A 13,182-nucleotide genomic window follows, 5' to 3' on the forward strand; every position below is an offset into this window, starting at 1 on the left:
TAGCACGATCGGACGAACAATCACCCTCCCGCCCAGACGTCCAGCACATAGCGGTTCTTCGCGCCCATCTCCTCGATCCAGCGCACAGCTGTGGCGGCATCGCTGCCGCTCTTCTCGCGATGGATCGCAACGAGCGCGGCCTTCACGTCGGGCTCCATCTTGCCGCCATCGCCGCAGACATAAATGATCGCGCCCTGCTCGATCAGCGGCCAGACCCTGTCCTTCTGCGCGGCAAGCATGTGCTGCACATAGGTCTTCGGTCCATCTGCACGCGAGAATGCCGTGAAGAGCTCGGTGATGCCGCTTGCCGCCAGCCCCTTCAGCTCCTCCGCGTAGAGAAAATCCTGGTCGGGATGGCGGCAGCCGAAGAACAGCATGGCCGGACCGAGGGCGGCGCCTTTCGCCTTGCGCGCAGCGCGCTCCTGGAGGAAGCCGCGGAACGGCGCAAGCCCGGTGCCCGGGCCGATCATGATGATCGGCACCGATGACTCATCCGGGAGCCGGAAGCCGGCCTTGGTCTCGCGCACGGTGGCATAGATCGCATCGCCCGCACGCCGGTTGGAGAGATAATTCGAGCAGATGCCTTTGTAGACACCGCGCCCGGAGGCGGCCGGCCCTTCGACCACGCCGACCGTGACGCTGCATCGCGCCGGGTCGACCGACGGCGACGACGAGATCGAATAGTAGCGCGGCGCCAGCAGCGAGAGCATTTCCAGGTAAACGTGGAACGGCAACTCGCAGGCCGGATATTCGAGCAGCATGTCGAACACCGATTTGCGCCCGGCCAGAATCTCGGTGCGATAGCGCTCGAGCGGCTCGGCCTCCTCGCCAACGAAGGCCAGCAGCTTAGGCTTGGTGACCGGGCAGCGGGTGTGCTCTGCCATGATCTGGATCTGCTTCCGTGTCGCCACCTGCTGCAGCTCGACGAACTCGCTGAGCAGGCGTCCGACCGAGACGGCATTGCCGACCGGCAGCTGCGCGCGGCGGCCTTCGGCGACCTGAAGCCTGATCTGGTCCGCCGGCAGGAAGCCGAAGCGACGGGCAACCGAATCCACCAGCGTCGGATCATTGCGCGGGACCACACTCAGATGATCGCCGACGCGGTAGGTGATGTTGGACGGCAGCTGCACCTCGATATGGCGCGTCGAACGCTCGGACGGATTGGCGCTGGACTTGTTCTGAAGCTCGTCATTGACCAGCACCTTCATCGCGACAGCACCGCCCTGCGCGACGATGGTGTTGACGGCGGTTACTGCGACAGGCTCGATCGCATAGAGCGGATCGTCCTCCGCGGTGCGGGTGAAATTCCAGTCGATGCCGAATTCCTTGGTGGCGACCTGCGCGGCCGCAGGGAACCATTTCTGGAACTGGCCGTCGAGATCGCTGCGCGCATCGCCTTCGCCGCGCGGATAGACCGCGCGCGCACCATGCTTCGACAATTGCTCGTCGATGAAGCGCGGCACCGATTGATAGGTCGCCGCCCAATCGCTGTTGCCGCAGCCGAACACAGCGTAGCGCACATTGGCAAAGGCATCCTTCGGCAGATCGTCGCCGAGCCATTTGACGAATTGCGTCGCATTGTCAGGGGGCGCGCCGTTATAGGAGGCGCAGATGATCAGCACGCCACCCTCCTGCGGCAGCTTGCCGACGTAATCGTCGAGCGGCCCGAGATGCACGGCAAAGCCGTTGATCTCGGCAAGGTCGGCCATGCGCGTCGCGAGCTCCTCGGCCGTGCCGAGATTGGAGCCGTACAGCACCAGCATCGGCGTATTGTGGCCGGGCCGCGTCGTCGGCTGACGAGGCGCCCGCGGCCCCGAGGACGCAGCTGCGACAGGACCGCCATAGGCGCCGCGCTCGCGATCGGCGCGCGGACGTACCTTGATCTTGAAGCCTTCCGGCTTCATCGTCAGCGTTTCCTTCAGATGCATCTGATAGCGCTGATGGTCGATCAGCTTGAAGCGCTGGAGGATCATGCCGAGCGCGAGTGCCGCCTCGTGCATCGCAAAACCGCGGCCGATGCAGGCGCGCTGGCCATTGCCGAACGGCTTCCAGGCGTTGATCGGCCGCTTGGCCTCCGCCTCGCGGCTGAAATTCTCGGGATCGAAGGCGTCCGGATTCGGACCCCAGACCGAGGGATCGCGATGCAGCGCCGTCACCAGGATGGTGATGAAGGTGCCCTTCCTAAGCCTGTACTGGCCGCCGCCGATAGTCTCGTCGTTCAGCGGCGAGATGCCATAGGCCGGCGCCGGCGGCCACAGCCGCAGAGCTTCCTTGAGGATCTGCGTGATGTAGGTGAGCTGCGTCACCTGCTGGTAGGTCGGCTTCGCGTTGACGTCGGGGCCGAAGACGCGGTCGACCTCGTCATAGGCCTTCTTGAGAATGTCCGGGTGCTTGAGCAGAGCGTAGAGCGTGTAGGACAGCAGGCCACTGGTGGTCTCGTGCCCCGCGATCAGGAACGTGTTGATCTGGTAGCGGATGTTGATGTCGTCAAGCTGCTCGCCGGTCGAACGGTCGACGCCGGTCATCATCGCGGCGAGCATGTCCTTCTTGTCGTCGATCCCTTCGGCGCTCTTGCGGCGCTCGGCGATGATCTCGTCGACCATCTTGTTCATGAAGGCGACGTCTTCGGCGAGCGTCTTCCGGCGCTTCTGCATCCAGAGCTGCTCGAACGGCAGGCCGCGCGTCATCATGATGGTTTCGAGCGAGCGCACCAGCGACTCGACGAAGGGATGGTAGTCGCGTCGATAGAAGGAATTGAAGCGGTACTCGAAGCCGCACAGGCCGATTGTGTCCAGCGTCAGCGCGGTCATGTCATGGACGACGTCGATCTCGTCGTCGGCGTTGAGCCGTTCCCATTTGTTGACGAGCTGCTCGGCGATATCGACCATGCTCGGGTGATAGGACTGCATGGCGCGGTTGCCGAACGGCTGAAGCAGGATGTTGTGCGCCTTGCTCCAGTTCGGCTCCCTGGTGTCGGCCGTGAAAAGGCCGTCGCCGCCGACCGCGCGCACGCGGCGCAGCGCACCGCGCACCGTCTTGTCGAAGCGCTTCTCGTCGGACAGCTCGTCGACGAGATCATGGCCGGAGACGACGACGATCGGCGAACCCATCATGTCGAGCCAGAAGATCGGCCCGAGCTCCTTGGCAAGCCGGGTCAGGTGCTGCACCGGCGCGGCCGAATCCAGCGACAGCATGTTGCCGACCACCGGCTTGGTCGGCGGCTGCGGAATCGGGTCCAGACGGTTCTTGGATGACATCGAAATGTAGTCCCCCTGCCTCAATGTCGTCATTGCGAGCGAAGCGAAGCAATCCAGAATATATCCGCGGAGGCAGTCTGGATTGCTTCGTCGCTTCGCTCCTCGCAATGACGCGTTCGCAACGACGAGCGCTAACCAAACCGCCTTCTACGCCATTCGATCAGCTTGGCGCTGACCTCTTCCGGCTTCTCCTGCTGCGTCCAATGGCCGCTGTCGCGGACCAGGTATTTTTCGAGATCGGGAATCAGCTTGTCCATGCCATCGGCGGAAGACGGCGGCAACACCGCGTCGTTCTCGGCCATGATCATCAGCGACGGCACCCGCACCGTATGATCGAGCCCTTCGGCGCGCGTCCAGTTGCGCGACATGTTGCGGTACCAGTTGATGCCGCCGGTGAAGCCCGTTCTGGTGAAATTGTCGACGAACACCTTTTTCTCTTCCGGCGACAGGATCGGCGTGCGCGGATCGTGCTTCGCGTCGTAAGCCGCAATCATCTGCGGAAACGCCAGATTGACCCGCGGCGAAGCGCCCACGCCGGCAATCACTTCCTCAGCCGGCGCATCGGGCGGGCGCGGCGCCGGCTTGCGCATGAACGCATCGAATGTCTGCTCGACGCGACTGCCGAAGATCCTGTCGGGTTCACGCGCCGGATCCTGAAACTGCACGATGTACATCTTGTCGCCGAAGCGAGCGCGCAGCAGCTCGATCGGATCGGCCCAGGCACGGTTGGTGTGAGGCGTGTTGATGCCGACCACCCCCGCAACCCGGTCGATGTGCCGCAGCGGCATCTGCCAGACGATGAAGCCGCCCCAGTCGTGACCGACGAAGATGGCCTTGTCGATCTGGAGATGATCGAGGAGCCCAACGAGGTCGCCGGTCAGATGTTCGATGTCGTAGGCCTCGACCGGCTCGGGCCGGTCGGTCGCGCCATAGCCGCGCTGGTCCGGCGCGATCACCCGGATGCCGGCCTCGCTTAGCGCCTTGATCTGGTGACGCCAGGAGAAGGCGAGTTCCGGCCAACCGTGGCACAGCACCATCGGCGGCTTGTCGCTGACCGGGCCCGCCTCGTAGTAGCCCATGCGGATTCCGTTCGTCTGCACGAACTTGAGCGGTGGCATCTCAATCATCGCAATATTCCTACTCTGCGGCGCCCTTGACGTCGGCCGCCGGCGGCGCGTAGGCCGCCTCCAGCGCGGCGAACTCCTCCGGCAGCATGTCGCACATCACCTGCACGTGCGGAATGATGTTGGCGCCGACGATGAAGCCGAAGTCGAGCTGGTCGCGATAGCTCTGCACGGTGATGTTGAGCGCCTGTCCATGCGTCGAGATCGACACCGGGAAGATGTGCAACAGCTCCGCGCCGGCGGCATAGAGCGTCTGCCGCGGCCCCGGCACGTTGGACACCGTGATGTTGGCCGCCGGCGGCAGCACATCCGACAGGTTCGAGCGGCTGTAGAGCAGCGCCAGAACCTGCACCATCATCGGCGCACCCAGCATCGAGATGTTGGAAATCTGCGGCATCAGGGCCCGCAACGGATGCGACATCTCCTTGGACTTGGTCGACTGCGCGATGATCGCCTCCAGCCGCGCCTTGGGATCGTCGATATTGGTCGCGATCGAGCAGATCATGCCGAACACCTGGTTGTTGGCCTCGGTGTTGCCTTCCTCGCGCAGCGAGATCGGCACGGCGGCGGTCAGCGATTTCGCCGGCAGCGTGCCATATTGCTGGAGGTAGCGCCGGACCACGCCGGAGGCGAGCGCCAGCACCACGTCGTTGAGCTTGCCGCCGGCCTGCTTGGCGAGCGCCTTTGAACGCGACAGCGAGATCGAGACGCCGGCAAAGCTGCGTTCCGAGGAAATCGTCTTGTTCAGCATGGTCGGCGGCGACACCATGCTGGCGAGGCTTTCCCGGGATTTCGGATCGGAGATTTTGCCGAGCACGTCGGAGACGCTCTTGACCATGGTCGGGATGTTGCCGGCGAAGCGCACCGCGCTCTCGATCTGATACATCGCATTGTCGAACAGGATCGAGCCGATGTCGCTCTTGCCCGTGCGCGGCAATTGCAGGTTCTTCGCGGCGGCCGAGGCATCGAGCGGCTGGGTGAAGAGCTGCTGATAGGAATCGAGCAGGTTGGCGGCGATGTCGCGCGGCTCCTGTCCGGGCTTGCTGCCCGCCGTCGGCGGATCGACCTTCCGGGGGGTGGGCGAGATATCGTAGATCATGTTGGTCAGCGCCGCCCCGGCGCCGCCGTCGATGGCGGCATGGTGCATCTTGGAATAGAGCCCGACCTCGTTGTCCTTCATGCCCTCGAACACGTAGAACTCCCAGAGCGGCCGGGCGCGGTTCAAGAGCTTGGCGTGCATCCAGCCGACGATGCGTTCGAGCGTGGCGCGGTCGCGCGGCTGCGGCAGGCTGGCGCGGAAGATGTGGCGGTCGATGTCGAACTGGTCGTCCTCGACCCAGGAGGGATGATCGATATCGAGCGGCGCCTTCTCCAGCCGTGCCTTCAGGATCGGTGCGATGTGCAGGCGCGAGACGATCATCGCCTTGAAGTCTTCGAAGAAGTCGCCCTTGTAGTCGTCAGGCAGGCGAAAGATCGCCATGCTGCCGACATGCATCGGCATCTCCGGCGTTTCCAGATAGAGAAATGATGCGTCCAGCGACGACAGCTTCTTACCGTCAGCCATAGTTCCCTCCGCTCGTTTCGACGGGCGCCTTTGCCGGCGCTTCTCGTCAGGCCGATACTGCCCGTTCCGGCGGGGCATATGCAATGGCAAACGGCCCTGCCCGGTCGAACGGCCAGAATTCCCCCTCCGGTTGCGCCAGGCGGTCCGCCACGGCCCACAGCGCCGCGGGGTTCACGCCGAGCCCGATATGGCTCGCCAGGTGCACCTCGATGTTCTCGGCGCGGTCGGAGGGACGCAACAAACAGGTTCGCCAGTTCACGACACCGTCGGCGCGCGAATAGATCGACGTCGCCGGCACCGGCAGATCGCCGGCGATCGCCTCGCGCAGTTCGGCGAAATCCTCGACACGCTCGCCGGTCAGCGCTTCGTACAGCCGCGTGGCGTTGGTCGCCCGCACGTCGTTGGCAAACGGGCTGCCGAGCGTGACGACGTAACGGACCATCTCGGGCGCCTGGAGCGCGAGATCGCGGGCATAGACGCCGCCGAGACTCCAACCGACCAGGCTGACCTTGCGTCCGCTCGTGGCGTGGATTTCGGCAAGGCGCTTGCGCAGGGCTTCCCTCATCCGTTCCAGCCCACCGAGATTGCGCCCCATCCGCCAGGCATGCGCCTCATAGCCGAGCTCGCTGAGATAGCGCCGCATCGGCGCCATCGAAAGATCGCTGGCAAGAAAGCCCGGCAGCGCCAGCACCGGATGGCCGTCGCCCCTGGGCGCGCGCATCAGGAGCGGCGACAGCATTACGCTGGCGTTGAATTCGAAAAGTCCACGGGCTTCGGCCAGCAGCAGGCCGAGGCTCGGCGGACGAAGCCGGCCCGACCCCTGCGGCTCGTCCGGCCCGGGCGACATTTATTTCTTCTTGTCGCCGCTGCGCGGGCTGCCGAGACCGGCCATGGTGACGAACATGTCCTGAAACCGCTCGGCGATCTTGGGATCGAAGGTGAACCAGCTCTGGATCAGCGATTCCGGCGAGACCTTGTCGATATTGGACATCATCTGCTGTTGCAACTTGTCCATCACGGCGGTCTGCATCGGCATCACGTCGGGTAGTCCGAAGAACTGGCGGGCTTCAAGGGGGGTGCAGTCAATTTCGATGTTAACTTTCATGTCCCCTCCAGATGAGATTCGAGCGGCCTGTCGCAGTATCGCCGCGAGACGGTGTGCAACGCAAGCGACCTGAGGCTGGCGGCCGGCCTTGCTTCCGCGATCGGCGGATATGGTCAATGAAATCGCGCCCGCCATGAGCCCGCTTCCTCGGCGCCCGGCGGGGCACGAGGGCCCCGCGGCCGGGGACTTCACCGATCGAAAGTCGAATATCGCCCGCGAACCCCTCGCCGCCAGATTGTCGGCCAGCATTGCTGCACAGCGGCGCAACTTGGCGCGTTCCTTGCTGGAATGGCGCTTGCACGGGTCGTGGACTCTGGGCAACATGGATTGGGACGCCCGCCGAACAATCAAAAATCACGGCGCGGCAGAGTGGAGAGGGTCAAGAATGTCAGTCGGTCGAACTCTGTTTGCGGCGACGCTCGCCGGTACGTTTGCGTTGACGGTCTCGTCGGCGTCGAGCCAGACGCTACGTTATGCCAACCAGGGTGACCTGAAGTCGCTAGATCCCTATACCCTCAACGAGAGCACCACTCACGCCCATCTCGGTCACGTCTATCAAGGCCTCACCGCGCGCGACAAGGACCTCAAGATCATTCCGGCGCTGGCGGAAAGCTGGGAAACCCCGGAGCCGACCCGCTGGCGCTTCCATTTGCGCAAAGGCGTGAAATTCCACAACGGCGATCCCTTCACCGCCGACGACGTGCTGTTCTCGGCCGATCGCGTCCGCAAGAAGGGGTCCAACATGCAGACCCGCCTTGCTCCGGACGTCAAGGTGATCAAGGTCGACGACTACACCGTCGATTTCGTCCTGCCCTCGCCCAATCCCATCCTGCATAACGCGTGGGATGTCTGGTACATCATGGACAAGAAATGGGCCGAGGAGAACAACGTCGTCGACCCGACGCCGGTGGCGGCGACCACGCCGAGCTACGCCTCGCTCCACGAAAACGGCACCGGTCCCTTCATCATCGAGAGCCACCAGCCCGGCGTGAAGACGGTGTTCAAGGCCAATCCCAATTACTGGGGCAAGGTCGAAGGTAACCTGAAGGAGATCATCTTCACCCCGATCGCCTCCGACGCCACCCGCGTCGCCGCGCTGCTGTCGGGCGAAGTCGACGTCATCGAGCCGGTGCCGATCCAGGACATCTCCCGCGTCGATTCGAGCCCGAACGCCCAGGTGCTGAAGGGGGCGGAGCTGCGCACCATCTTCATCGGCTTCGATCAAGTCCGCGACGAGTTGCTCTACTCCAGCATCAAGGGCAAGAACCCATTCAAGGACATCCGCGTCCGCGAGGCCTTCTACAAGGCGATCGACATCGAGCTGATCAAGACGCGCGTGATGCGCGGGCTGTCGACGCCGTCGGCGTTGATGATCGCTCCGGAATTGTTCCTGCTGTCCAAGGAGTTCACCCGGCCGAAATTCGACCCTGAAGGCGCCAAGAAGCTCCTGACCGAGGCCGGCTACCCCGACGGCTTCGAGGTCACCATGGATTGCCCGAACGATCGCTACGTCAACGACGCCGCGATCTGCCAGGCCGTCGTCGGCATGCTCGCCCGCATCGGCGTCAAGATCAATCTGCTGGCGCAGCCCAAGGCGCAATACTTCGCCAAGGTGTTGAAGCAAGGCGGCTACCAGACCTCGTTCTACATGCTGGGCTGGACGCCGAGCACGATGGATTCCCACAACGTGCTCTTTGACATCATGGGCTGCCGCGACGATGCCAAATCCTCGCGCGGCGAAGCCAATCTCGGCGGTTACTGCAACAAGGAGTTCGACGCCATCACCGACAAGGTGCTGGTCGAAACCGACACCGCCAAGCGCAACCAGCTGATCAAGCAGGCCTACGAAATCGGCAACAAGGACTGGTCCTACATCCCGCTGCACCAGCAGGCGCTGGCCTGGGGCGTATCAAAGAAGGTCAACCTGCCGCAGCGCGCCGACAATCTGGTCATGTTCCACTGGGCGACCAAGAAGGAATAGCGACAGTTGAACACGAGGTCCCGGCAGCGTCAGGCTTCCGGGACCTTTCCTTTTCCGGCTGACAAAGACGTCAGCCAAACGCACACCCAAGGATAGTGGAAGGCATGCTCGCTTTCACTCTTCGCCGCGCCCTTCAGGCCATCGGCGTCATGTTCGCCGTCGGCATCATCGCGTTCTCGATGTTCCGCTTCGCCGGCGACCCGGTCAACCAGATCGTCTCGATCGATACGTCGGCGGCCGAACGCGAAGCCGTGCGCAAATCGCTCGGCCTCGATGATCCCGTGCCGGTGCAGTTCGTCCGCTATTTCGGCAACGCCGCGCAGTTCAAATTCGGCGTCTCCTATCAGTTCCGTCAGCCGGTCTCTACGCTGTTGATGGAGCGCATGCCCGCGACGCTGGAACTGGCGATCTGCGCGACCGTATTCGCAATGGTGTTCGGCATCCTGATGGGCGTCTATTCGGCGCTCAAACGCGACACCGTGCTCGCCAAATTATTCCAGGCGGTTTCGCTGATCGGCATCTCGTTGCCGACTTTCCTGATCGGCATTCTCCTGATCTATCTGTTCGCGGTGACATTGGGCTGGTTGCCCTCGTTCGGTCGCGGCGAGGTGGTCAAGCTCGGCTGGTGGACGACGGGGCTGCTCACGCTGTCGGGCCTGAAGGCGCTGATCATGCCCTCGATCACGCTCGGCCTGTTCCAGATGACCCTGATCATGCGGCTGGTGCGCGCGGAAATGCTGGAAGTGCTTCGGACCGACTATATTCGCTTCGCTCGGGCCCGCGGGCTGACCACCCGTGCCATCCATTTCGGCCACGCACTGAAGAACACGCTCATTCCCGTCATCACGGTGGCCGGACTACAGTTTGGCTCGGTTATTGCATTTTCGATCATCACCGAAACCGTATTCCAATGGCCCGGCATGGGACTTCTGTTCGTGCAGGCCGTGCAAAACGTCGATATCCCGATTATGGCCGCCTACCTGCTGATGGTCTCTCTGATTTTCGTCACCATCAATCTGGTGGTCGACATCCTCTACACCGTGGTCGATCCGCGCCTGCGCTCGACCATCGGCCGCGCCGCATGAGGCAGCCTCCATGTCCGACGTAGTCGCCTCAAATTCCGACAAGCAGAGCACGCTGCCGACGCATGCCGCCCGCAGCTGGCTCAGCCGCGCGCTCGACAGCGACATTTTCTATTCGTTCCGCCGCTCCAAGCTGACCATGGTGGCGGCGGCCATTACCGTGCTGTTCTTCCTGCTCGCGATCTTTGCATCGGCACTCGCGGTGCAGAACCCGTTCGATCCGGCGCAGCTGCAATTGATGAACTCGCGGATCTCACCGCTCTGGACCGCCGACGGCCAGAGCCCGTTCCTGCTCGGCACCGACGAGCAGGGCCGCGACGTGTTCTCCGCCATCCTCTATGGCTTGCGCATCTCGCTCGCCGTCGGCGTCGCCGGCGTGGTCTTCGCCGGCGCGCTCGGAATCGCACTCGGCCTGACCGCCGGCTATTTCGGGGGCGCGGTCGACGGCGTGATCATGCGGATCGCCGACGTGCAGCTGACCTTCCCCGCCATTCTGATCGCGCTGCTGATCAACGGCATCGCGAAATCGATCCTCGGCAACCGGCTGGATGCCAACAGCATGCTGGTGGTGCTGGTGATCTCGATCGGGCTTAGTTTCTGGGTCGGATATGCCCGGACGGTGCGCGGTTCCGTGATGGTCGAGAAGAACAAGGATTACGTGGCCGCAGCGCAGCTGATCGGCCTGCCCGCGCCAAAGATCATGCTGCGACACGTACTGCCCAACACGATGGGACCGATCCTGGTCATCGCCACCATCAACCTCGCGCTTGCCATCATCACCGAGGCGACCCTGTCCTTCCTCGGTGTCGGCCTGCCCGACACCATGCCGTCGCTCGGGACGCTGATCCGCATCGGCAACAACTATCTGTTCGCGGGCGAATGGTGGATCGTCGCCTTCCCCGGGCTTGCGCTCGCCGCGCTGATCCTGTCGATCAACCTGCTCGGCGACTGGCTGCGCGACGCGCTCAACCCGAAACTTCGATGAGCAAAGCTTCGATGAAAACGCCTCGCCCATGACCGAACCCGTTCTCTCCGTGCGCAATCTTCAGGTCGAGTTCGCCTCTCGCCGCGGCACGCTGCGCGCGATCGACGGCGTCTCGTTCGACATCGCCAAGGGCGAGGTGCTCGGCGTGGTCGGCGAATCCGGCGCCGGCAAGTCCGTCACCGGCCTGGCGGTGATCGGCCTGATCGATCCGCCCGGTCGCATCGCCGGCGGCGAGATTCGTCTCGCCGGCCAGCGCATCGACAATTTGCCCGCCGAGCAGATACGCCGCATCCGGGGAAAACGGATCGGCATGATCTTCCAGGATCCCCTCACCTCGCTCAATCCGCTGTACCGCGTCGGCGACCAGATCATCGAGACGATCAAAACCCACCTGAACCTGTCCGAGACGGCCGCCCGCCGCCGCGCCATCGACCTGCTCGCCGAGGTCGGTATTCCCGCGCCGGAAAAGCGCATCGACGGCTATCCCCACGAATTCTCCGGCGGCATGCGCCAGCGCGTTGTGATTGCGCTGGCGATCTGCGCCGAGCCCGAGTTGATCATCGCGGACGAGCCAACCACCGCGCTCGACGTCTCCGTGCAGGCGCAGATCATCTCGCTGATCAAGCGGCTCGGCCGCGACCACGGCACCGCCGTGATGCTGGTGACGCACGACATGGGCGTGATCGCGGAGACCTCCGACCGCGTCGCGGTGATGTATGCCGGCCGCGTCGCCGAGATCGGCCCGGTACAGGACGTCGTCAGGAATCCGCTGCACCCTTACGCCAAGGGCCTGATGGGCGCGATCCCGACGCTTGCCGGGGACGACAAGCGCCTGGTGCAGATCCCCGGCTCCATGCCGCGCCTGTCGGCGATCCCGCGCGGCTGCTCGTTCAATCCGCGCTGCGCCTTCGCCTTCGATCGTTGCCGGGTTGAACGGCCGGAGCCACTATCGCGCGGCACACAGTCCGTTGCCTGCCATCTCTACGACACCGTGCCTGCGGAGAGCGCGGCATGAGCACGCCCTTCGTCCAGGCCACAAATCTGCGCCGCGTCTTCGACGTCTCAAAACCCTGGCTCAACCGCGTGCTCGAAGGCGGGCATCTCGAATATCTCAAGGCTGTCGATCACGTTAGCTTCGACATCAGGAAGGGCGAGACCTTTGCTCTGGTCGGCGAGTCCGGCTCGGGCAAGACCACGGTGGCGCGGATGGTCGTCGGCCTGTTGCCGCCGAGTTCCGGCAACGTGCTGATCGACGGCATCTCGATGACCGATCCACGGCAGGCGCAGGCGCGGCGAAAACTGCGCCGCCGCATCCAGATGATCTTTCAAGACCCCTATGCGAGCCTGAACCCGCGCTTCCGGGTCGATGCCATCATCTCCGAGCCGATCCGCGCCTTCGACCTGATCCAGGGCGAGCGCGACATCCAGGCGCGCGTCGGCGAACTGCTCAGCCTTGTCGGGCTGCATCCCGACGACCGGTTGAAATTTCCACACGAATTCTCCGGCGGCCAGCGCCAGCGCATCGCGATCGCGCGAGCGCTCGCCTCCGATGCGGAGTTCATCGTTTGCGACGAGCCGACCTCGGCGCTCGACGTCTCCGTGCAGGCGCAGATCCTGAACCTGATGCGCGACCTCCAGGACAAGTTCGGCCTGACCTACATGTTCATCAGCCACAACCTCGCCGTGGTCCGCCACATGGCGAGCCGCGTCGGCGTGATGTATCTCGGCCGCATCGTCGAGATCGCGGAGGGACGCGAGCTGTTCGCCCGACCGCGCATGCCCTACACCAAGATGCTGCTGGGCGCCGTGCCCGATCTCGCAATGTCGGGCCGCCAGCGTATTCCAGTGAAGGGCGAGATCCCGAATCCGATCAATCCGCCGCCCGGCTGCGCCTTCAATCCGCGCTGCCCGCTGGCGTTCGATCTCTGCCGCAAGGAAGCCCCGGAACTGATCGCCGGCGTCGCCTGCCATGCGGTGAACACCGCGCCGGTCCCGGCGTGACGCGCGCGTGCCATGCGGCCTGCGCATTGGCGGCACGGCATTGCCTGTGATCAATTGCGCGCGCGACAAATAAGGTAGCGAAA

10 protein-coding genes are annotated in these 13,182 nt (G+C 63.9%); 5 read left to right on the forward strand and 5 right to left on the reverse strand.

The genetic code is table 11. From position 1 onward, the window contains the following. Window positions 1–20: 20 nt before the first annotated feature. The 5 genes from AB7290_RS31930 to AB7290_RS31950 all read right to left on the reverse strand — a co-directional run bounded on the left by AB7290_RS31930 (window position 21) and on the right by AB7290_RS31950 (window position 7,050). On the reverse strand, window positions 21–3,257 hold the full coding sequence (locus AB7290_RS31930) for a bifunctional cytochrome P450/NADPH--P450 reductase (RefSeq protein ID WP_085404382.1): 3,237 nt from the start codon (window positions 3,255–3,257) through the stop codon (window positions 21–23). A gap of 131 nt (window positions 3,258–3,388) precedes the next feature. Further along, window positions 3,389–4,384, reverse strand: a complete 996-nt coding sequence (locus AB7290_RS31935) for an alpha/beta fold hydrolase (RefSeq protein WP_028146842.1) — start codon at window positions 4,382–4,384, stop codon at window positions 3,389–3,391. A gap of 10 nt (window positions 4,385–4,394) precedes the next feature. Then, complete coding sequence (locus AB7290_RS31940; protein WP_028157105.1) at window positions 4,395–5,945, reverse strand: WS/DGAT/MGAT family O-acyltransferase; 1,551 nt, start codon at window positions 5,943–5,945, stop codon at window positions 4,395–4,397. A 46-nt stretch (window positions 5,946–5,991) separates the two neighbouring features. Further along, window positions 5,992–6,792 (reverse strand): esterase/lipase family protein, encoded by an 801-nt coding sequence (locus tag AB7290_RS31945; protein ID WP_085404384.1) that lies wholly within the window; start codon window positions 6,790–6,792, stop codon window positions 5,992–5,994. Next, window positions 6,793–7,050, reverse strand: coding sequence for a DUF6489 family protein (locus AB7290_RS31950; protein ID WP_071915885.1), 258 nt, complete (start codon window positions 7,048–7,050; stop codon window positions 6,793–6,795). A gap of 385 nt (window positions 7,051–7,435) precedes the next feature. On the opposite strand from AB7290_RS31950, the gene AB7290_RS31955 reads away from it, so the two are divergent. The 5 genes from AB7290_RS31955 (at window position 7,436) to AB7290_RS31975 (ending at window position 13,099) form a co-directional block, all read left to right on the forward strand. Continuing rightward, entirely contained in the window at window positions 7,436–9,031 is a 1,596-nt protein-coding gene (locus AB7290_RS31955) for an ABC transporter substrate-binding protein (protein ID WP_085404385.1), read from the forward strand. A gap of 104 nt (window positions 9,032–9,135) precedes the next feature. Further along, entirely contained in the window at window positions 9,136–10,116 is a 981-nt protein-coding gene (locus AB7290_RS31960) for an ABC transporter permease (RefSeq protein ID WP_063984746.1), read from the forward strand. A 10-nt stretch (window positions 10,117–10,126) separates the two neighbouring features. Further along, complete coding sequence (locus tag AB7290_RS31965; protein WP_085404386.1) at window positions 10,127–11,098, forward strand: ABC transporter permease; 972 nt, start codon at window positions 10,127–10,129, stop codon at window positions 11,096–11,098. 28 nt (window positions 11,099–11,126) lie between these two features. Beyond that, window positions 11,127–12,113 (forward strand): ABC transporter ATP-binding protein, encoded by a 987-nt coding sequence (locus tag AB7290_RS31970; RefSeq protein ID WP_085404387.1) that lies wholly within the window; start codon window positions 11,127–11,129, stop codon window positions 12,111–12,113. Beyond that, window positions 12,110–13,099: an ABC transporter ATP-binding protein gene (locus AB7290_RS31975; protein ID WP_085404388.1), complete on the forward strand. Its 990-nt coding sequence runs from the start codon at window positions 12,110–12,112 to the stop codon at window positions 13,097–13,099. Before AB7290_RS31970 ends, AB7290_RS31975 begins: the two co-directional genes overlap by 4 nt. Window positions 13,100–13,182 lie beyond the last annotated feature (83 nt).

This window comes from Bradyrhizobium sp. 613_E4_N2_2 (genome assembly GCF_052075995.1).
Classification (GTDB): Bacteria; Pseudomonadota; Alphaproteobacteria; order Rhizobiales; family Xanthobacteraceae; genus Bradyrhizobium; species Bradyrhizobium barranii.